We start from the raw sequence: 19940 nt of genomic DNA, 5'->3' as shown, positions 1-19940 counted from the left end.
GCTCTACTTCCGCTTCGCTTTTTTGTCAGCAGCGTGACCGTAATAGGTACGAGTTGGTGAATACTCACCAAACTTCTGACCAATCATGTCTTCAGTGACGTTGACGGGGATGTGCTTGTGGCCGTTGTAAACACCAAATGTCAGACCCACGAACTGGGGCAGAATGGTGCTACGACGCGACCAGATTTTGATAACTTCATTGCGGCCAGATTCACGGCTCTTCTCGGCTTTCTTAAGCACGTAAGAGTCGACAAAAGGGCCTTTCCATACAGAACGAGACATAGATTAACGCCCCTTCTTCTTGGCGTGCCGCGAGCGAATGATAAGCTTGCTGGACGCTTTGTTCTTGTTGCGAGTGCGCGCACCCTTGGTTGGCTTACCCCATGGTGTCACTGGGTGACGACCACCGGAGGTACGACCTTCACCACCGCCATGTGGGTGATCGATCGGGTTCATAACCACACCACGAACACTTGGGCGGATGCCCTTGTGACGGTTGCGGCCAGCTTTACCGAGGTTTTGGTTGCTGTTGTCAGGGTTAGACACGGCACCGATTGTGGCCATGCATTCCTGACGCACGAGGCGAAGTTCACCCGAGGAGAGGCGGATCTGTGCATAAGCACCGTCGCGACCCACGAACTGAGCGTATGTACCAGCAGCACGGGCGATCTGACCGCCTTTGCCAGGTTTGAGCTCAATGTTGTGAACGATTGTACCAATAGGCATGCCGGAGAATGGCATTGCGTTACCGGGCTTGATGTCGGCCTTGGCCGAAGCAACGATAGTGTCACCAACTGCGAGACGCTGTGGTGCCAATACGTATGCTTGTTCGCCATCTTCGTATTTGATGAGCGCGATAAATGCCGTCCGGTTCGGGTCATATTCGATCCGCTCTACGGTGGCAGGAACGTCAAACTTGTTACGCTTGAAGTCCACGATACGGTAAAGGCGCTTTGCACCCCCACCAATGCGACGCATTGTAATCCGCCCGGTGTTGTTCCGGCCGCCCGATTTTGTCATACCCTCTGTGAGGGCCTTGACTGGACGTCCTTTCCAAAGCTCCGAACGGTCGATCAGAACCAGCCCACGCTGGCCTGGCGTCGTCGGTTTATACGACTTTAGTGCCATGCTTTCTGTCTTCCGTTTAGCTATGCGAACCAATCCAATTGAAAAGATCCGCGGTGTGAGCCCCCCGAAGGTGGCCAATATTGCAAGGTCCGAAAACCTCTATTCCAAAAGGTAAAGAGCCCCAGAACGAATCTGGGGCCATCACCACCCGCGCGGAGTATCAGAGATGTTAGGGGGTGTCTATGGCCGGGGGAATGTTTTTTGCGGAGCCCGCAAGATAGTGCGCAACGCGTGAAAATATAATTCTTTTGGCCTGCTCAGAGATTGTGAGTTCGACTGATTCGCTTGCCTCTATCGAAAAAGCGACTGACGCCACCCGGAAGTCAAAGCCGTTTGAAGAGCACTGCGCCACCCACAGAAACCTGCTGGTGGTAAAAAAATCCGAGCTTATGCAGATCATCAAAGACCTTGACGACCCCCCTACTTCCGATCACACGCGTGTGGAGCTCAAGAAAGACATAGTTCACACTGGCTAACTCTGCTTTACTAAACAGATCGACCTCGCCCCCTTCAATATCGCAAACCAACACCGTTGGTTCATATTTGGCGATGGTCTTGCTAAGTTTATAGACGGGAACCTCTATCTTCTTATAGGATTTGGTCGACGGTTTTGTGAGGGAAGAAGACCAAAAAGGCTCAGTTACAAAAAATGGCACCGTATCAGACGTTGGGACCGCCGCATCATCAGGAAACATCACTCCAGTTAGAACGCCGGCGTTAGTGACCCCGTTTAACGTATGTAGCTCTGAAATATAGTCGCAAAGAACGGGGTTTGCTTCAACACATACAACTTCAGAAACCTTCAAACTCTTGACCAAAAAAGTCGATACGTACCCTATTCCCGCACCCAGTTCGAGGACCGTATCAGACGGCCTGACAAATTTTGATAAGCCTGTAATCTCAGGAGTCTCGTAGAAGTCTAGTTCTAGTTTTTTCTTCACTCTTGAAGTTATGACACCTTCTCTCAGTGGTATTCTGATCCCTCTACTAGTTAAACCTAGTTCATCATCACTCACGAAAATGCCCCTCAGAAATATTTCTCGAGCACTAAATCAACGAACTTCCAGGTTGGCAACGCAAATCGATCATAGGAAAGTTTTGGTGCGGCCAAGTAGTACACAACCTGTAATGAAAGGTGTTGCGCGAACAACGAAAAAGACCCTCGCATCGCTGCGAGGGCCTCTCTTTACTTACGAAAGCTAATCTTAGAGTCCTGTGGACACGTCGATTGTGTTGCCTTCTTCAAGAGTAACGTAAGCCTTTTTAACGTCTTTCCGTTTACCTGGCTGGCCACGGAAGCGTTTGACTTTACCCTTTGTGATCGTCGTGTTGACGGCCTTAACCTTTACACCAAACAGGCTTTCAACGGCCTCTTTGATCTGTGGTTTGTTGGCGTCGATCGCCACTTCGAAAACAACGGCACCATTTTCAGAAGCCATAGTTGCTTTTTCGGTGATGACCGGCTTGCGGATCACATCGTATTGTTCTGCTTTGGTGCTCATTTCAAACGTGCCTCCAATGCTTCGACACCTGCTTTTGTGATAACAAGTGTATCACGCTTCAGGATGTCATATACGTTTGCACCCATTGTTGGCAGGATATCCAAGCCTTCAATGTTACGTGCTGCGCGGGCAAAACCCTCGTTTACGTCGGCACCGTCAATCACCAGAGTACGCTTCCAACCCAGTTCCTTAACAGCTTTCGCCAGAACCGAAGTTTTTGCGTCTTTGACGTCTGTTGTGTCGAGCACAACCAACTCACCCGCAGTCGCTTTCGCAGACAGCGCGTGACGCAGACCAAGCTTGCGGAATTTCTTCGTCAGCTCGTGGCCGTGGCTACGTGGGGTTGGACCCTTGTAAACACCACCTTTGCGGAAGATCGGCGCGTTACGGTCACCGTGGCGCGCGCCACCGGTACCTTTTTGGCGATAGATCTTCTTGGTCGAGTAGGAGGTTTCGGAACGTGTCTTAACCTTGTGTGTACCAGCTTGCGCGTTGTTGCGCTGCCAGCGAACCACACGGTGCAGAATGTCTGCACGTGGCTCAAGGCCGAAAAGGGCCTCGTCAAGGTCAACAGTACCGGCTTTGCCACCGTCGAGTTTGATTACATCAGCCTTCATTCTTCTGCTCCTTCAGCGGGAGCCTCGGCAGGCGCTTCTACAACTGCGCTTTTCAGCGCTGCTGGGAAGGGCACACCCTCAGGCAGTTTCTTTTTGACAGCGTCCTTAACAGTCACCCAGCCACCTTTAGAGCCCGGAACAGCGCCTTTGACCATGATCAAGCCACGGTCGGCATCTGTACGAACAACTTCGAGGTTTTGGGTTGTTACACGGGCAGCACCCATGTGACCGGCCATTTTCTTACCTTTGAAAACACGGCCGGGTTCCTGACACTGACCGGTGGAGCCGTGCGAACGGTGGCTGATCGACACACCGTGAGTGGCGCGAAGACCACCGAAGTTGTGACGCTTCATAGCACCGGCAAAGCCTTTACCGATCGACGTGCCGGACACGTCAACTTTTTGACCTTCTACGTAATGCTCAGCAGAGATCTCTTCGCCAACGGCAATGAGGTTCTCTTCGGAAACGCGGAATTCCGCGATTTTCCGCTTTGGCGCAACGTTAGCCTTGGCAAAGTGACCACGCATAGCTTGCGAAGTATTCTTTGCTTTGGCTGTGCCTGCACCAAGCTGAACAGCAGTGTAGCCGTCACGGTCAGCAGTACGCTGATCGACGACCTGAAGGTTTTCGAGCTGGAGTACGGTTACAGGAATCTGTTTGCCGTCTTCCATGAAAAGGCGGGTCATACCGACCTTTTTCGCAATTACACCAGAGCGCATCTAGATACCCTCCTTAAACCTTGATCTCGACGTCAACACCGGCAGCAAGGTCGAGCTTCATCAGCGCGTCTACTGTTTGTGGTGTTGGATCGACGATATCCAGCAGGCGTTTGTGCGTGCGGATTTCGAACTGATCGCGGGATTTCTTGTTCACGTGTGGACCACGTAGAACGGTGAATTTCTCGATTTTGTTCGGCAGCGGGATAGGACCACGGACTGTGGCACCTGTGCGCTTGGCCGTAGAAACGATTTCCTGTGTGCTGGCGTCCAGTACACGGAAGTCGAAGGCCTTGAGCCGAATGCGAATGTTTTGCGACTGCATGTCGTTGCCTTTCGCGGCTTAAAAGTTGAGAGGTGGAAACACGCGGGATTGCGCCCCCCACATCGAACCTATTCGTAGTTCAATGAAAGTGGCGCCCCATTGCAGGGCGCCAAATCTGGTTCGAGAAGCTTATCGCTTACTCTTTGATGGAGGACACAACGCCGGAGCCGACTGTGCGGCCGCCTTCGCGGATCGCGAAGCGGAGGCCTTCTTCCATCGCGATCGGTGCGATCAGTTCAACACCGAACTTCAGGTTGTCGCCTGGCATAACCATCTCTGTACCTGCTGGCAGTTCAACTGTGCCGGTCACGTCTGTGGTCCGGAAGTAGAACTGTGGGCGGTAGTTCGCGAAGAATGGTGTATGACGGCCACCTTCTTCTTTGGTCAGAATGTAAACTTCTGCTTCAAACTTGGTGTGCGGCTTAACCGAACCAGGCTTACAGAGAATCTGACCACGCTCAACGCCATCACGATCGATACCACGCAGAAGCGCACCGATGTTGTCGCCAGCTTCACCGCGGTCAAGCAGCTTGCGGAACATTTCAACACCTGTACAGGTTGTCTTCTGTGTATCTTTGATACCAACGATTTCGATCTCGTCGCCAACGTTCACAGCGCCACGCTCAACACGGCCAGTCACAACTGTACCACGACCAGAGATCGAGAATACGTCCTCGATTGGCATCAGGAATGGCTCATCAACAGCACGTGGTGGCTGTGGGATGTATGTGTCAACAGCTGTCATCAGCTCAGCAATCTTGTCTTTGCCGATCGCGTCGTCGCGGTCTTCAAGAGCAGCAAGAGCAGAACCTGCAATCACAGGAATGTCGTCGCCTGGGTAGCCGTACTCGTTCAGAAGCTCACGAACTTCCATTTCAACGAGCTCCAGAAGCTCTTCGTCGTCAACCTGGTCGACTTTGTTCATGAAGACAACCATGGCTGGGATACCAACCTGACGGCCGAGCAGGATGTGCTCACGTGTCTGTGGCATAGGGCCATCAGCCGCGTTCACAACGAGGATCGCGCCGTCCATTTGCGCCGCACCAGTGATCATGTTCTTCACGTAGTCAGCGTGACCTGGGCAGTCAACGTGCGCATAGTGACGATCAGCTGTCTCGTACTCAACGTGAGCTGTCGAGATGGTGATACCACGTGCTTTCTCTTCGGGCGCGCCGTCAATCTCGTCATACGCGCGGAAGTCACCAAACTGCTTGGTGATTGCAGCTGTCAATGTAGTCTTACCGTGGTCAACGTGGCCAATCGTGCCGATGTTGCAATGCGGTTTCGTACGCTCAAACTTTTCCTTAGCCATGATGGCCTCCTTTTATGTAATGAGCGGGGGCCACCAAGGCAGCACCCGCATTTTCGTTTAGGCGAATTTCGCCTGAATTTCGTCCGAGATGTTCTGTGGAACTGGCTCGTAGTGGTCGAACTGCATCGTAAAGTTTGCGCGGCCCGAAGACATGGAGCGCAAGTTGTTGATGTAGCCGAACATGTTGGCCAGTGGAACAAAGGCGTCGATCGCAATTGCGTTGCCGCGTGCGTCTTGACCCTGAACCTGCCCACGACGGGATGTCAGATCGCCGATGATGTTACCTGTGTAATCCTCAGGAGTAACAACCTCTACGCTCATGATTGGCTCGAGCAGTTTCGCGCCAGCTTTGCGCATACCTTCACGCATACACATACGGGCAGCGATTTCGAAGGCGAGGATGCTGGAGTCAACATCGTGGAACTTACCGTCGAGAAGAACAACCTTGAAGTCGATTACTGGGAAGCCGGCGAGAGGGCCGCTGTCCATAACCGATTTGATGCCTTTTTCAACACCAGGGATGTATTCTTTTGGAACAGCACCACCAACGATCTTGCTCTCGAAGGAGTAACCTTCGCCAGGCTCGGTCGGGATGATCTGAAGTTTAACTTCAGCATACTGACCGGAACCACCAGACTGCTTCTTGTGCGTGTAAGTGTGCTCAACCTCGTGACCGATAGTCTCGCGATAAGCAACCTGTGGCGCACCGATGTTCGCCTCAACCTTGAATTCACGCTTCAGGCGGTCAACAAGGATGTCGAGGTGAAGTTCGCCCATGCCTTTCATGATGGTCTGGCCGCTTTCGAGGTCAGTTTCCACACGGAAGGAAGGATCTTCAGCAGCCAAACGGCCAAGACCAGCAGACATTTTCTCTTGGTCGGCTTTGGTTTTTGGCTCAACAGCAATCTCGATCACAGGATCAGGGAATGTCATTGTTTCGAGAACCACAGGATCGTTCACAGCACAGAGGGTATCCCCTGTTGTTGTGTCCTTGAGGCCGGCCAGCGCGATGATGTCGCCAGCAAATGCTTCTTGAATCTCTTCACGGTCGTTCGAGTGCATCATCATCATACGACCAACGCGCTCTTTGCGGTTTTTCGTAGAGTTCAGCAGGCTGTCGCCTTTGTTCAGTACGCCGGAATAGATCCGTGTGAATGTCAGTGTACCAACAAACGGGTCGTTCATGATTTTAAACGCAAGCGCCGAGAACGCCATGTCATCGTCCGCGCGGCGGGGAATGTCACGTGTCTCTGTTTCGTCGCCTGGCTTAAAGCCCATGTAATCAACAACGTCGAGCGGGCTCGGCAGATAGTCGATCACAGCGTTGAGCAGAGGCTGAACGCCTTTGTTCTTAAACGCGGAGCCGCAAAGTACAGGGATGAATTTGATTTCAAGCGTACCTTTACGGATCAGACGGCGCAGTGTTGGCACGTCTGGCTCTTCGCCTTCGAGGTAAGCCTCCATCACGTCGTCGTCCATCTCGACCGCAGTCTCGATGAGCTTCGAACGCCACTCGTTCGCTGTGTCCTGAAGTTCGGCACGGATTGGGCGTTTTTCCCAAGATGCGCCGAGGTCTTCACCGGCCCAAACCCACTCTTCCATAGTGACAAGGTCAACCATGCCTTCGAGTTCTGTTTCAGAACCGATTGGGATTTGGATCGGTGCAGGTGTTGCACCGGTACGGTCTTGGATCATGTGAACGCAGTTAAAGAAGTCCGCGCCGATTTTGTCCATTTTGTTAACAAAAACGATACGTGGAACTTTGTAACGGTCAGCCTGACGCCAAACAGTCTCTGTCTGAGGCTCAACACCAGCGTTCGCATCAAGAACAGCAACCGCACCATCAAGAACCGCAAGCGAACGCTCAACTTCGATTGTGAAGTCAACGTGGCCCGGTGTGTCGATGATGTTCATCCGGTGCTTTTCAGTTTCGGCTGTTTGGCCGTCTTCTGTGCGCTCCCAGAATGTTGTTGTCGCAGCGGAGGTAATTGTAATACCGCGCTCTTGCTCTTGCTCCATCCAGTCCATGGTGGCCGCACCATCGTGCACCTCACCAATGTTGTGAGACTTGCCTGTGTAGTACAGGATGCGCTCGGAACAGGTTGTTTTACCTGCATCGATGTGCGCCATGATGCCAAAGTTGCGGTATCTTTCGAGTGGGTATTCGCGTGCCATGGTGTTGGTCCTAAGCCCTAAGGGTTACCAGCGGTAATGGCTGAAGGCTTTGTTCGCCTCGGCCATCTTGTGCGTATCTTCGCGCTTCTTGACGGCTGTGCCGCGGTTGTTGACCGCATCCAGCAGCTCGCCGGCGAGACGCTCTTCCATTGTGTTTTCGTTGCGGTTGCGCGCAGACGAAATCAACCAGCGGATGGCAAGTGCTTCACGACGCTCAGGACGCACATCAACAGGCACCTGGTATGTCGCACCACCCACGCGGCGCGAACGCACTTCGAGGGACGGTTTGATGTTTTCGAGTGCTTCGTGGAACACTTCTACAGGTGCGCGCTTGATCTTGTCTTCAACGCGGTCGAATGCGTTGTAAACAATACGCTCAGCGGCGGATTTTTTACCATCAATCATGAGGTTGTTCATGAATTTAGTCAGAACGCGGTCACCAAACTTTGCGTCTGGAAGGACTTCGCGTTTTTCTGCGGCGTGACGACGGGACATCTCGGCCTCTCCTTATTTAGGACGCTTGGCGCCGTATTTCGAACGACGTTGTTTACGGTCTTTAACACCTTGGGTATCCAGCACACCGCGAAGAACGTGGTAGCGAACACCCGGAAGGTCTTTCACACGGCCGCCGCGGATCAGAACAACAGAGTGCTCCTGAAGGTTGTGACCTTCACCCGGGATGTAGCTAATGACCTCAAAGCCATTTGTCAGGCGCACCTTGGCGACTCGACGCATAGCGGAGTTAGGTTTCTTTGGTGTCGTTGTATAGACACGTGTGCAGACACCACGCTTCTGAGGACAAGCCTGCAGGTGCATGGACTTCTGGCGTTTGACTTTCGGCTGGCGCGGCTTGCGGATCAGCTGTTGTATCGTTGGCATTCCGGTTATTTCCCCGTGTTGCAACACAAAATTATCAAAAACGAGGCGAAACCCCGCAGGCGAGTAGGCGTTTCCCGTTTACACAACGCAAAAAACCACATCCATTCCCCTTTCTCGGGAACGACGCGGCGGGCATTCAGAGGATCGGAGCTGTTAGGCCCGGATCGTGACCACTTCGGTTCTGACAACGGCAAATGGGAATACACCCGTGCCAAGTGGCCGCTGTTTATGAGGAGTCGCGGTGGTTGTCAACACGACTATGGCCGCAAATACATCAACTCTTGCGAAGCAGGCAAAAAATAGCGCGTATCATTGAAAACTGCCTGTCTACTTTGAGTTTCGAGCGCCAAACCCAAGCTAAATCCGTGTCACGCGGGAATCAATCTTCCGACGCAACATGACCTGCTCGCGGTATAGCGTAACCAAACCAGACCCGACGACAATAATGATTCCTATGATGGTCAGCGTATCGGGCCAGTCGCCAAATACCACGACGCCCAAGATAATCGCCCAGAGGATTCCCGTATATCGGAAAGGCGTCACAACAGCCAAAGTTCCGGTGCGCATCGAACTCACGCTAAACACATAGGCACCGATCAGACAGAGGGTCGCTCCTGCCAGTAATCCAAATGATGATGCAGATACCGGCTCCCACGGCTCAAACAGACTTCCGACCAAACCAAAAAGCGTAACCGAGATGGCAGCGAAGACCGAGACCGTCCAAGTCGATATATGCCCAGGTAGACGCCGAGAGGACAAATCCCTCAAGGTCACACAGGCGACCGCCCCCAGCGCATAGAGGGCGTAGACGTCAAAGTCCGCGCCAGGACGGACAATGAGCAGAACCCCCATAAACCCAGCTACAATTGCTGAAAAGCGTCGCCAGCCCAATGGTTCCTTCATGAACACCGCCCCTGCCAAGGTGACAGTCAAGGGGAGCGATTGCAAAACAGCCGTCACATTCGCAATTGGCATGTGAATAAGTGCGGTGATGAAGAAATAGGTCGCGCCGACCTCGCCCACACACCGCCAAAGCACGAGCTTCCCATCGCGCCGAGACAGGCGAAAATCCAGCTTCCGTAGGTACAGCCCGATCAGCACCAACATAAACGTAACCGCAAGCCCGCGAAGCACAATGGCTTGGTAGAACGGCACGTTTTCGAGCACGAGCTTCATGAACGCATCATTTATAGCGAAACCCGCCATAGAAGCCGTCATCATACCTACACCTTGTAAGTTCTCGCGTTGGGGCGTTTCGACGGTCATAGGGATTTCAATTCTGCTAAATCAAAGGGAAAGCTTGCTGCGATTTCCTCGGCGATTGTCTGGGGCGACATCATGTTCGAAAGCCCCACAATAGACGGTTTGCTATCGTTATCAGCATGGATCGTCCGAATGAAATTAGGGGCACCTACGTCGGAATACAGATTAAAGAACTGACCAAGAAAACGATGATTGCGTGCATAGATATTCTGCGGCTCGCTCACTTCAGCGAATAACGCCGAGCCAACCGAAACGGGCGTTCGTTCGTTTGCGTCGATAACAGTATTCTCACCCTCTTGAACCTCAACATAGAAGCCGCGGTTAAACGCGATCGCAACGGGGCGTTCGGGCCGACACATTGGTTTCAAGTCTCGCGCAGTCCGTTTGAGCCGCTCAATGTAAGAACAAGACAGCGCGTCATCGTCATCTAAACGAAAACTCGTGCGATGGGTAAAGCCGACCGCGCCAACTTCGTCGAATGCCTTGCATACCGCACCATAGTTATGACCGCTTTGTCGTTGAATGATGCGCGCATCTTTAAGCGGAGCGATCAACCTCGCAAGGCGAGCGACAGCAGTTGGCGGCATCCGCTCTCCGATCAGAAACAAAATTGTAAAATCCGGATCGGTTTGCGCCAACAGAGACGGCAAGCACAGCTTTTCAAACAGGTAGAATCGCCGCTCCAAACGTGCCGGATCAAAGAGGAATGCCTCGCGCTCGGCAATATCTTGTCCACCTTTCCCGAACCCCGAAAGCGCAGGAAAGGAGAAGCGAACAAGACCTATTATTTGGTTGTTGAAATCCGACGGCATGCAAACACTCGCGGTTGTTTCGCTCAACCTAGTCGCGGGAAAGCAGATTTCCCAGACAAGAAATCACTGTCCCAAAAAGAAAGGCCCCCTCACCTTTCAGCGAGGGGGCCAATTTCAACGAGTGCTAAAGACTTTTAGTCTTCGCGGCTCTCTGGGATGTCGCTCTTGAACACATCACCACCGATGATCTCGTCTTCGGTTGGAACAGGTGCGGCCAACGCAGCGGCCTGCTCTGCTTCTTCACGACGCGTTTCAATCACGGCGTTATCGCGTTTCACAGCAACCGCACGGATTTGCTGGGTTGCCCCACCAGTACCCGCAGGGATCAAGCGACCCACGATGACGTTTTCCTTGAGGCCAACCAGTTTGTCGCGCTTACCTTGAACGGAGGCCTCGGTAAGTACGCGGGTTGTCTCTTGGAACGACGCCGCCGAGATGAACGAACGCGTTTGCAGCGATGCTTTGGTAATACCGAGAAGGATTGGCTCACCCGAAGCAAGGCGGCGACCAGCGGCCTCTGCCTTTGCGTTGGCGGCGTCAAACTCGGCCTTATCAACATGCTCACCCTTGAGAAGCGTTGTTTCACCGCTATCAAGGATTTCCCATTTTTGCAGCATCTGGCGCACGATCACTTCGATATGCTTATCGTTGATCTTCACACCTTGCAGACGGTACACATCCTGAACCTCGTCGACCATGTAGTTGGCCAGAGCTTCAACACCCATAACCGCAAGAATATCGTGCGGAGCCGGGTTACCGTCCATGATGTAATCGCCCTTCTGAACGAAATCACCTTCGGCAACTGGGATGTGCTTACCCTTTGGCACCATGTATTCGACTGGCTCCAGACTCTCATCTGCAGGCTCGATCGAAATGCGACGCTTGTTCTTGTAGTCGCGGCCAAAGCGAACATAACCGTCAACTTCTGCGATGATCGCGTGATCTTTGGGGCGACGTGCCTCAAAGAGTTCCGCAACCCGTGGCAGACCACCGGTAATATCCTTGGTTTTGGACCCTTCGCGCGGGATACGCGCAACCACGTCACCAGCCTGAACTTTGGTGCCTTCTTCAACAGAAAGAACCGCATCCACAGACATCGGATAGGACACTGGGTTGCCTGCGTCGTTGCGCAGAGGCTCGCCATCGTCACCGATGATGAAGATTTCAGGTTTCAGCTCGTTACCCTTCGGCGCAGCGCGCCAATCGGTCACGATCTTCTGGGTCATGCCGGTTGCGTCATCGGTATCGTCACGAACCGAAATACCGCTGATCAGGTCAACCAGTTTCGCTGTACCGGCCTTCTCCGCGATGATTGGAAGCGTGTATGGATCCCATTCGTAGAGCTTATCGCCACGCGATACTTTCTGACCGGCTTTGACGTGAAGCTTGGAACCATAAGTCACCTTGTGGCTGCCGCGCTCTTCGCCATCGTCGCCGATGATTGCAAGCTGCATGTTACGACCCATCACAACGAGCTCACCAGCCGCGTTTTCGAGAAGCGCGTCGTTCGAGAAGGCGATTGTGCCTTCATGACTTGCTTCTTGGAACGACTGCTGACCACCCTGCGCAACACCACCAATGTGGAAGGTCCGCATTGTAAGCTGTGTACCCGGCTCACCGATGGACTGCGCCGCGATGATACCGACGGCTTCGCCTTGGTTCACCAAAGTACCGCGCGCAAGGTCACGGCCGTAGCACATGGCGCAAACGCCTTCTTCAGCTTCACAGGTTAGCGGGCTGCGAACGCGGATCGTTGTCAGGCCAGCGGCCTCGATCTGGTCTGCTTTACGCTCGTCGATCAGCTCGTTCTTCGAAACGATAACTTCGTCCGTGCCAGGGTTAACTACGTCTTCACCAGCAACGCGACCAAGAACACGTTCGCCAAGGCTTGCAACAACTTCGCCATCCTTAACCGCGATATCTGCAGTAATGGAAGTCTCGGTGCCACAATCATGCTCGCGCACGATACAGTCTTGGGCAACGTCAACCAGACGACGTGTCAGATAACCGGAGTTCGCTGTTTTCAGCGCGGTATCAGACAGACCCTTACGGGCACCGTGTGTCGAGTTGAAGTACTCAAGAACGCTTAGACCTTCTTTAAAGTTCGAGATGATCGGTGTCTCGATGATGTCGCCGTTCGGCTTGGCCATCAGGCCGCGCATCCCGCCGAGCTGTTTCATCTGAGTAACCGAGCCACGCGCACCGGAGTGAGCCATCATGTAAACCGAGTTCGGCTCCATTTCCGCGCCATTCTCATCGGTACGAGTTGCCGAAATAGTCGACATCATCGCATCGGTGACTTTGTCGTTACACTTCGACCAAGCATCAACAACTTTGTTGTACTTCTCGCCCTGAGTAATCAGACCGTCCATGTACTGTTGTTCGAAGTCTTTAACCTGATCGCGTGTTTCATCAACGATGGGCCACTTGGAGTCAGGGATAACCATGTCGTCCTTGCCGAAGGAAATACCGGCTTTAAACGCTTCACGGAAACCCATGGTCATGATCTGGTCACAGAAGATAACCGACTCTTTCTGACCGCAGTAACGGTAAACAGTGTCGATCACGTTCTGAACGTCTTTCTTCCGAAGAAGGTTGTTCACCAGATCAAACGGCGCTTTCGCGTTCTTTGGCAGCAGTGCGCCAAGGCGAACACGGCCAGGAGTGGTCTCATAGCGAACCATGATCTCGTTGCCTTCCTCATCAATCTGAGGAATACGCGCTTGGATCTTGGCGTGCAGATGAACCTCACCCGCATCAAGAGCAGCCTGAACTTCGTCAACATCAGCAAAGACCATGCCCTCGCCCTTCATACCTTCGCGCATCAGCGAGATATAATAGAGGCCAAGGATCATATCCTGCGACGGAACGATGATCGGCGAACCGTTTGCTGGCGACAGAACGTTGTTTGTCGACATCATCAGAACACGCGCTTCAAGCTGGGCTTCAAGGCTCAGCGGAACGTGAACCGCCATTTGGTCACCGTCAAAGTCAGCGTTAAACGCAGAACATACGAGCGGGTGAAGCTGGATCGCTTTGCCTTCGATCAGCGTTGGTTCAAACGCCTGAATACCAAGACGGTGCAACGTTGGCGCACGGTTCAGCATCACTGGGTGCTCGCGGATCACCTCGTCAAGAATGTCCCATACTTCTGGACGCTCTTTTTCAACGAGTTTCTTCGCTTGCTTAACGGTTGAAGACAGGCCCTTGGCTTCCAAGCGGCTGTAGATGAACGGCTTGAAAAGTTCGAGCGCCATCTTCTTGGGCAAACCACATTGATGCAGCTTCAACTCTGGACCAGTCACAATCACAGAACGGCCAGAGAAGTCGACGCGCTTACCCAAAAGGTTTTGACGGAAACGGCCTTGCTTACCCTTAAGCATGTCAGAGAGCGATTTCAGCGGACGCTTGTTCGCACCTGTAATCACACGACCGCGGCGGCCGTTGTCAAACAGCGCATCGACCGACTCTTGCAGCATCCGTTTTTCGTTACGCACGATGATATCAGGCGCACGAAGCTCAATAAGACGCTTCAGACGGTTGTTCCGGTTGATAACCCGACGATAAAGATCGTTGAGGTCAGACGTCGCAAAACGCCCACCATCCAACGGCACGAGCGGACGAAGCTCTGGCGGGATCACAGGGATCACGGTCATCACCATCCACTCAGGGCGGTTGCCGGACTCAAGGAAGCTTTCAACAATCTTGAGACGCTTGATGATCTTCTTGGGCTTGAGCTCGCCAGTTGCTTCGGCCAGATCGGCGCGGAGCGTTTCGGCTTCGGACTCAAGATCGATCATCGAGAGCATCTCGCGGATTGCTTCCGCACCGATACCCGCAGTGAAGGCGTCCATACCGAACGCATCTTGAGCGTCCATATACTCTTCTTCGCTCATGAGCTGACCGTATGTCAGGTCGGTCAGACCCGGCTCGATCACCACATAGTTTTCAAAGTAGAGAATGCGCTCAAGATCACGGAGCGTCATATCAAGCATCAGGCCGATCCGGCTTGGGAGCGACTTGAGGAACCAGATATGCGCAACAGGTGCTGCGAGTTCGATGTGGCCCATGCGCTCACGGCGCACTTTTTGAAGCGTAACCTCAACACCACATTTCTCGCAGACAACGCCGCGATACTTCATGCGCTTATACTTGCCACAAAGACATTCGTAGTCTTTGATTGGCCCGAAAATACGCGCACAGAAAAGGCCGTCACGCTCTGGCTTGAACGTACGGTAGTTGATTGTTTCCGGTTTTTTGATTTCACCGAAAGACCACGACAAGATCCGCTCTGGCGAAGCAAGCGACACTTTGATTTCATCAAAGGTCTTTTGCGGAGCAAGAGGGTTAAACGGGTTGTTTGTCAGTTCCTGGTTCATTTTGCGTTCCTTTTAATCAGGGGAAGGGGAGACGAGAGAGCGGGTGCTCTACTCGTCATCCTCCGCATCCAGGAGTTCCATATTGAGGCCGAGGCCACGGACTTCTTTCACAAGCACGTTGAAGCTTTCCGGTACGCCAGCTTCGAAATTGTCGTCGCCTTTGACGATGCTTTCGTAAACCTTGGTCCGGCCTGCAACGTCGTCCGACTTCACTGTCAGCATCTCTTGCAGGGTATAGGCAGCGCCATAAGCTTCGAGCGCCCAGACTTCCATCTCCCCGAAACGCTGGCCACCGAACTGAGCCTTACCGCCCAGAGGTTGCTGCGTAACAAGGCTGTAAGGCCCGGTTGAACGTGCGTGGATTTTGTCGTCCACGAGGTGGTGCAGTTTGAGAAGATACTTCACACCGACCGTAACTGGGCGGGCAAATTGCTCACCGGTACGGCCATCATAAAGGATCGACTGGCCAGAAACATCGAAGCCAGCGCGGTTCAGCGCGTCGTTCACGTCTGCTTCTTTGGCACCATCAAACACAGGTGTCGCGATCGGAACACCACGGGTTACGTTGCCCGCAGCTTCGATCAACCGATCCTCGTCCATCTCTGCGATACCTTCGTCATAGACGGCATCACCATAGGCGACCTTCATGGCGTCACGAACAGGTGTCATATCGCCAGAGCGGCGGTATTCCTGAAGCGCGTCGTCAATCTGGATACCAAGGCCACGGCTGGCCCAACCCATGTGAGTTTCAAGGATCTGACCAACGTTCATACGCGAAGGCACACCAAGAGGGTTCAGACAGAAGTCAACCGGCGTACCATCGGCGAGGAACGGCATATCTTCCATTGGTACAACCTTGGAAATAACACCTTTGTTCCCGTGGCGACCGGCCATCTTATCACCCGGCTGAAGCTTGCGCTTCACAGCGACAAAGACTTTGACCATCTTCATCACGCCAGGAGGCAGATCATCGCCGCGGCGAACCTTCTCAACCTTGTCTTCGAAGCGTGCTTCCATCGCCTTTTTCTGCACTTCGTACTGAGCGTGCAGAGCTTCAACGATTTTCGCCGCGTCTTCGTCCTCAAGCGCAAGCTGCCACCACAGACCCTTGGAAAGTGTTTCCAAAAGCTCTTCGGTCACTTCGGAGCCGGATTTGACACCCTTTGGACCTTTGGCAACAGTTTTACCCAGAACCATAGACTTCAGGCGGGCATAGATGTTGCGGTCAAGGATTGTCAGCTCGTCATCACGGTCACGTGCAAGACGTTCGACTTCTTCACGCTCGATCTGAAGGGCACGCTCATCTTTTTCCACGCCGTGGCGGTTAAAGACGCGAACTTCCACAACGGTCCCGAAATCACCCGGTTTCACGCGGAGCGATGTATCGCGAACATCCGAAGCCTTCTCACCAAAGATAGCACGCAGAAGCTTTTCTTCCGGTGTCATCGGGCTTTCGCCTTTTGGTGTGATCTTACCAACGAGGATGTCACCAGGCTGAACTTCAGCACCGATGTAAACGATACCCGCTTCGTCGAGGTTGCGCAGGGCTTCCTCACCAACGTTTGGAATATCGCGAGTGATTTCCTCTGGGCCGAGTTTTGTATCACGCGCCGCAACTTCGAATTCTTCGATGTGAACCGAAGTAAAGACGTCGTCACGAACGATACGCTCGGAGATCAGAATGGAGTCTTCGTAGTTGTAACCATTCCAAGGCATAAACGCGACGATCACGTTTTTACCAAGCGCGAGTTCACCGATATCCGTAGACGGACCGTCAGCGATAACCTCGTTCTTGCCTACCTTGTCGCCTACTTTCACCAGCGGGCGCTGGTTGATGCATGTGTTTTGGTTGGAACGCTGGAACTTGCGGAGACGATAGATGTCTACACCCGGATCACCCGGCTCAAGATCAGCAGTCGCACGCACAACGATACGCTGCGCATCAACTTGGTCGATGATACCAGCACGTTTCGCCATGATGGCCGCGCCAGAGTCACGAGCCACAACCTCTTCGATACCTGTACCAACAAGCGGTGCTTCTGCTTGGAGCAGCGGCACAGCCTGACGCATCATGTTCGAGCCCATAAGAGCGCGGTTGGCGTCGTCGTTTTCAAGGAACGGAATAAGCGAAGCAGCTACCGAGACGAGCTGTTTTGGCGAAACGTCGATCAAATCAACATTGCCAGCAGGGCTCAGAGTGTATTCGCCGGACTGACGAGTCGACACAAGATCGTTTTGGAACTTGCCGTTTTCATCAAGATGAGCGTTCGCCTGCGCAACAGTGTGGCGCATTTCTTCAGTTGCGGACATGTAGTGAACCTCATCGGTCACTGTAGAGTCCACAACCTTGCGGTATGGCGTTTCGATAAAGCCGTATTTGTTCACACGCGCGAATGTCGCGAGCGAGTTGATCAGACCAATGTTCGGCCCTTCCGGCGTTTCAATCGGACACATGCGGCCATAGTGCGTTGGATGCACGTCGCGCACCTCAAAGCCCGCACGCTCACGTGTCAGACCACCTGGCCCAAGCGCGGAGAGACGACGCTTGTGTGTCACCTCTGAAAGCGGGTTGGTTTGGTCCATGAACTGCGACAGCTGGCTCGACCCGAAGAATTCGCGAACAGCAGCAGCAGCCGGTTTCGCGTTGATCAGGTCTTGCGGCATGACTGTGTCGATTTCAACCGAAGACATACGCTCTTTGATCGCGCGCTCCATACGCAACAGACCAACGCGGTACTGGTTCTCCATGAGTTCGCCAACAGAGCGCACACGACGGTTACCGAGGTGGTCGATATCGTCCACATCGCCGTGCCCGTCACGAAGCTGCACCAGCGCTTTCACACAGGCGATAATGTCTTCTTTGCGAAGGGTCCGCTGTGTGTCTTCTGCATCAAGATCAAGACGCATGTTCATCTTAACGCGACCAACCGCAGAAAGGTCGTAACGCTCGCTGTCAAAGAACAACGTGTCAAACAGCGCGGACGCAGAATCAACGGTGGGCGGCTCGCCCGGACGCATGACGCGATAGATATCCATAAGCGCGGATTCGCGGCTCATGTTCTTATCGGCGGCCATTGTGTTGCGGATGTAAGGACCAACGTTGATGTTGTCGATGTCGAGAACCGGAATATCAGTGATACCCGCATCAAGCAGTTCTTTGAGCGAACCACCGATGATCTCGCCAGCCTTGTCGTACTCGTAGGTCAGCTCATCACCAGCTTCGACATAAATCGCACCGGTTTCTTCGTTGATGATGTCACGTGCAACAAACTTGCCGAGGATATTGTCAAACGGAACCAGAAGCTCTGTGACTTTACCTTCTTCGATCAGTTTCTTAACGGCGCGTGGAGTGATTTTCTTGCCTGCTTCGGCAATGACTTCACCTGTTTTCGCGTCAACAAGATCAAACGTCGGACGTGTACCGCGCACACGCTCAGGGAAGAACTTGGTTGCCCAACCTTTGTTCTTCTTGAGCTTGTAATCAACGGTATCATAATACGCATCGCAGATGCCTTCCTGGTCAAGACCAAGCGCATAAAGCAGCGTGGTAACAGGAAGTTTGCGGCGACGGTCGATACGAGCGTAAACGATATCTTTGGCGTCGAATTCGAAATCGAGCCAAGAGCCACGGTAAGGAATAATCCGACATGCGAACAGAAGCTTACCCGAAGAGTGGGTTTTGCCTTTGTCGTGGTCAAAGAAAACGCCGGGCGAACGGTGCATCTGGGAAACGATGACGCGCTCTGTGCCGTTTACAACAAACGTGCCGTTTGGTGTCATCAGGGGCATATCGCCCATGAACACGTCTTGTTCTTTGATGTCTTTAACCGATTTCGCGCCGGTGTCTTCATCAATATCAAACACGATCAGGCGCAGCGTCACCTTGAGAGGTGCGCTGTAGGTCATGTCGCGTTGCTGACATTCCTCAACGTCGTATTTCGGTTCTTCAAGCTCGTAGCTTACGAACTCAAGAATGGATGTTTCGTTAAAATCTTTGATCGGAAAGACCGATTGGAAAACACCGTTGATCCCTTCGCCATCAAGTGGCTGAAGCTGATCGCCGGATTTCAAAAACAAATCATACGAAGACTTCTGAACCTCAATAAGGTTCGGCATCTCAAGTACTTCGCGGATTTTGCCAAAATATTTGCGAAGCCGTTTTTGGCCAAGGTAGGATTGAGCCATGTGCGTGGTCACCTTTCAGATTTTCGCGATCACGTCCAGGTCGGGCATCCCGGGCGCACCGCAAAACAGAGCATTCGGATCTATTCTCGGAACCGTCCCACCGATTCCGCCCGATCCATTGAACCGCTCCTTACAAACTGCCTGCGTCACAGGCCTTTTCTAAGACGCGATAAGCTGGACCCGGAAAATCCCGGATCCAGCCAATTCCAGTAACGGTTGGAGCGAACGCCCCGCCCAATTACTTAACTTCGACCTCAGCGCCAGCTGCTTCGAGCTTGCCTTTGATCTCTTCGGCTTCCTCTTTCGAGACGCCTTCTTTAACGGCTTTGCCACCAGCTTCAACGAGCTCTTTGGCTTCTTTCAGGCCGAGACCTGTGATGCCGCGAACTTCTTTGATCACGTTGATTTTGGAAGCACCGGCCGCTTTCAGAATTACGTCGAATTCTGTTTTCTCTTCGCCACCAGCAGCACCACCAGCGTCTGCACCGCCAGCAACCATTACAGCGCCACCAGCAGCAGGCTCGATGCCATACTCGTCTTTAAGGATAGTTTTCAGTTCTTGTGCTTCGAGAAGTGTAAGACCTACGATCTCTTCAGCAAGTTTTTTCAGATCAGCCATTATACTGTTTCCGTTCGATTAAGTTGTG

General features: G+C 53.0%; 16 protein-coding genes. All 16 read right to left on the bottom strand.

All coding sequences use genetic code 11. The features are described from left to right. Positions 1-3: 3 nt before the first annotated feature. Positions 4-282 (bottom strand): 30S ribosomal protein S19, encoded by a 279-nt coding sequence (gene rpsS / locus OU789_RS00760; protein ID WP_263954409.1) that lies wholly within the window; start codon positions 280-282, stop codon positions 4-6. A 3-nt stretch (positions 283-285) separates the two neighbouring features. Then, the gene (gene rplB, locus OU789_RS00755) at positions 286-1128 is read right to left on the bottom strand and encodes a 50S ribosomal protein L2 (protein WP_263954411.1); all 843 of its coding nucleotides are present in this window, start codon (positions 1126-1128) and stop codon (positions 286-288) included. A gap of 323 nt (positions 1129-1451) precedes the next feature. After that, positions 1452-2144, bottom strand: a complete 693-nt coding sequence (locus tag OU789_RS00750) for an FkbM family methyltransferase (RefSeq protein WP_274652441.1) — start codon at positions 2142-2144, stop codon at positions 1452-1454. A 189-nt stretch (positions 2145-2333) separates the two neighbouring features. Then, positions 2334-2630: a 50S ribosomal protein L23 gene (locus OU789_RS00745; protein WP_263954414.1), complete on the bottom strand. Its 297-nt coding sequence runs from the start codon at positions 2628-2630 to the stop codon at positions 2334-2336. Next, positions 2627-3247, bottom strand: coding sequence for a 50S ribosomal protein L4 (gene rplD / locus OU789_RS00740; protein WP_263954415.1), 621 nt, complete (start codon positions 3245-3247; stop codon positions 2627-2629). The genes OU789_RS00745 and rplD overlap by 4 nt, the downstream gene beginning before the upstream one ends. Beyond that, complete coding sequence (gene rplC / locus OU789_RS00735; RefSeq protein ID WP_263954416.1) at positions 3244-3966, bottom strand: 50S ribosomal protein L3; 723 nt, start codon at positions 3964-3966, stop codon at positions 3244-3246. Before rplC ends, rplD begins: the two co-directional genes overlap by 4 nt. Before the next feature lie 13 nt (positions 3967-3979). After that, positions 3980-4288: a 30S ribosomal protein S10 gene (rpsJ, locus tag OU789_RS00730; protein ID WP_263954417.1), complete on the bottom strand. Its 309-nt coding sequence runs from the start codon at positions 4286-4288 to the stop codon at positions 3980-3982. A gap of 136 nt (positions 4289-4424) precedes the next feature. Continuing rightward, on the bottom strand, positions 4425-5600 hold the full coding sequence (gene tuf / locus OU789_RS00725) for an elongation factor Tu (RefSeq protein WP_274652414.1): 1176 nt from the start codon (positions 5598-5600) through the stop codon (positions 4425-4427). Between the two features lie 57 nt (positions 5601-5657). Continuing rightward, on the bottom strand, positions 5658-7775 hold the full coding sequence (gene fusA, locus OU789_RS00720; protein WP_274652434.1) for an elongation factor G: 2118 nt from the start codon (positions 7773-7775) through the stop codon (positions 5658-5660). Between the two features lie 24 nt (positions 7776-7799). Continuing rightward, positions 7800-8270, bottom strand: coding sequence for a 30S ribosomal protein S7 (gene rpsG, locus OU789_RS00715; RefSeq protein WP_263955028.1), 471 nt, complete (start codon positions 8268-8270; stop codon positions 7800-7802). A gap of 12 nt (positions 8271-8282) precedes the next feature. Next, positions 8283-8654, bottom strand: coding sequence for a 30S ribosomal protein S12 (gene rpsL, locus OU789_RS00710; RefSeq protein WP_039003445.1), 372 nt, complete (start codon positions 8652-8654; stop codon positions 8283-8285). 357 nt (positions 8655-9011) lie between these two features. Then, on the bottom strand, positions 9012-9920 hold the full coding sequence (locus tag OU789_RS00705) for a DMT family transporter (RefSeq protein ID WP_274652428.1): 909 nt from the start codon (positions 9918-9920) through the stop codon (positions 9012-9014). Continuing rightward, positions 9917-10729, bottom strand: a complete 813-nt coding sequence (locus tag OU789_RS00700; RefSeq protein WP_274652426.1) for a glycosyltransferase — start codon at positions 10727-10729, stop codon at positions 9917-9919. The genes OU789_RS00705 and OU789_RS00700 overlap by 4 nt, the downstream gene beginning before the upstream one ends. A 134-nt stretch (positions 10730-10863) precedes the next feature. After that, the gene (gene rpoC / locus OU789_RS00695; protein ID WP_263955025.1) at positions 10864-15108 is read right to left on the bottom strand and encodes a DNA-directed RNA polymerase subunit beta'; all 4245 of its coding nucleotides are present in this window, start codon (positions 15106-15108) and stop codon (positions 10864-10866) included. A gap of 48 nt (positions 15109-15156) precedes the next feature. Continuing rightward, positions 15157-19293, bottom strand: coding sequence for a DNA-directed RNA polymerase subunit beta (rpoB, locus tag OU789_RS00690; protein WP_274652422.1), 4137 nt, complete (start codon positions 19291-19293; stop codon positions 15157-15159). A 238-nt stretch (positions 19294-19531) separates the two neighbouring features. Next, complete coding sequence (rplL, locus tag OU789_RS00685) at positions 19532-19912, bottom strand: 50S ribosomal protein L7/L12 (protein WP_263955023.1); 381 nt, start codon at positions 19910-19912, stop codon at positions 19532-19534. Positions 19913-19940: the final 28 nt, after the last annotated feature.

This window comes from Halocynthiibacter sp. C4, from assembly GCF_028823805.1.
In the GTDB taxonomy this organism is placed as follows: Bacteria; Pseudomonadota; Alphaproteobacteria; order Rhodobacterales; family Rhodobacteraceae; genus Falsihalocynthiibacter; species Falsihalocynthiibacter halioticoli.
The sequence above is the reverse complement of the archived record's forward strand: the minus strand, read 5'-3'. Positions and strand labels throughout refer to the sequence as shown.

Excerpts from the sequence above, each read along its gene's own strand:
- rpsS (WP_263954409.1), bottom strand. The coding sequence starts at position 282 with ATGTCTCGTTCTGTATGGAAAGGCCCTTTTGTCGACTCTTACGTGCTT.
- rplB (WP_263954411.1), bottom strand. The coding sequence starts at position 1,128 with ATGGCACTAAAGTCGTATAAACCGACGACGCCAGGCCAGCGTGGGCTG.
- OU789_RS00745 (WP_263954414.1), bottom strand. The coding sequence starts at position 2,630 with ATGAGCACCAAAGCAGAACAATACGATGTGATCCGCAAGCCGGTCATC.
- rplD (WP_263954415.1), bottom strand. The coding sequence starts at position 3,247 with ATGAAGGCTGATGTAATCAAACTCGACGGTGGCAAAGCCGGTACTGTT.
- rplC (WP_263954416.1), bottom strand. The coding sequence starts at position 3,966 with ATGCGCTCTGGTGTAATTGCGAAAAAGGTCGGTATGACCCGCCTTTTC.
- rpsJ (WP_263954417.1), bottom strand. The coding sequence starts at position 4,288 with ATGCAGTCGCAAAACATTCGCATTCGGCTCAAGGCCTTCGACTTCCGT.
- tuf (WP_274652414.1), bottom strand. The coding sequence starts at position 5,600 with ATGGCTAAGGAAAAGTTTGAGCGTACGAAACCGCATTGCAACATCGGC.
- fusA (WP_274652434.1), bottom strand. The coding sequence starts at position 7,775 with ATGGCACGCGAATACCCACTCGAAAGATACCGCAACTTTGGCATCATG.
- rpsG (WP_263955028.1), bottom strand. The coding sequence starts at position 8,270 with ATGTCCCGTCGTCACGCCGCAGAAAAACGCGAAGTCCTTCCAGACGCA.
- rpsL (WP_039003445.1), bottom strand. The coding sequence starts at position 8,654 with ATGCCAACGATACAACAGCTGATCCGCAAGCCGCGCCAGCCGAAAGTC.
- OU789_RS00705 (WP_274652428.1), bottom strand. The coding sequence starts at position 9,920 with ATGACCGTCGAAACGCCCCAACGCGAGAACTTACAAGGTGTAGGTATG.
- OU789_RS00700 (WP_274652426.1), bottom strand. The coding sequence starts at position 10,729 with ATGCCGTCGGATTTCAACAACCAAATAATAGGTCTTGTTCGCTTCTCC.
- rpoC (WP_263955025.1), bottom strand. The coding sequence starts at position 15,108 with ATGAACCAGGAACTGACAAACAACCCGTTTAACCCTCTTGCTCCGCAA.
- rpoB (WP_274652422.1), bottom strand. The coding sequence starts at position 19,293 with ATGGCTCAATCCTACCTTGGCCAAAAACGGCTTCGCAAATATTTTGGC.
- rplL (WP_263955023.1), bottom strand. The coding sequence starts at position 19,912 with ATGGCTGATCTGAAAAAACTTGCTGAAGAGATCGTAGGTCTTACACTT.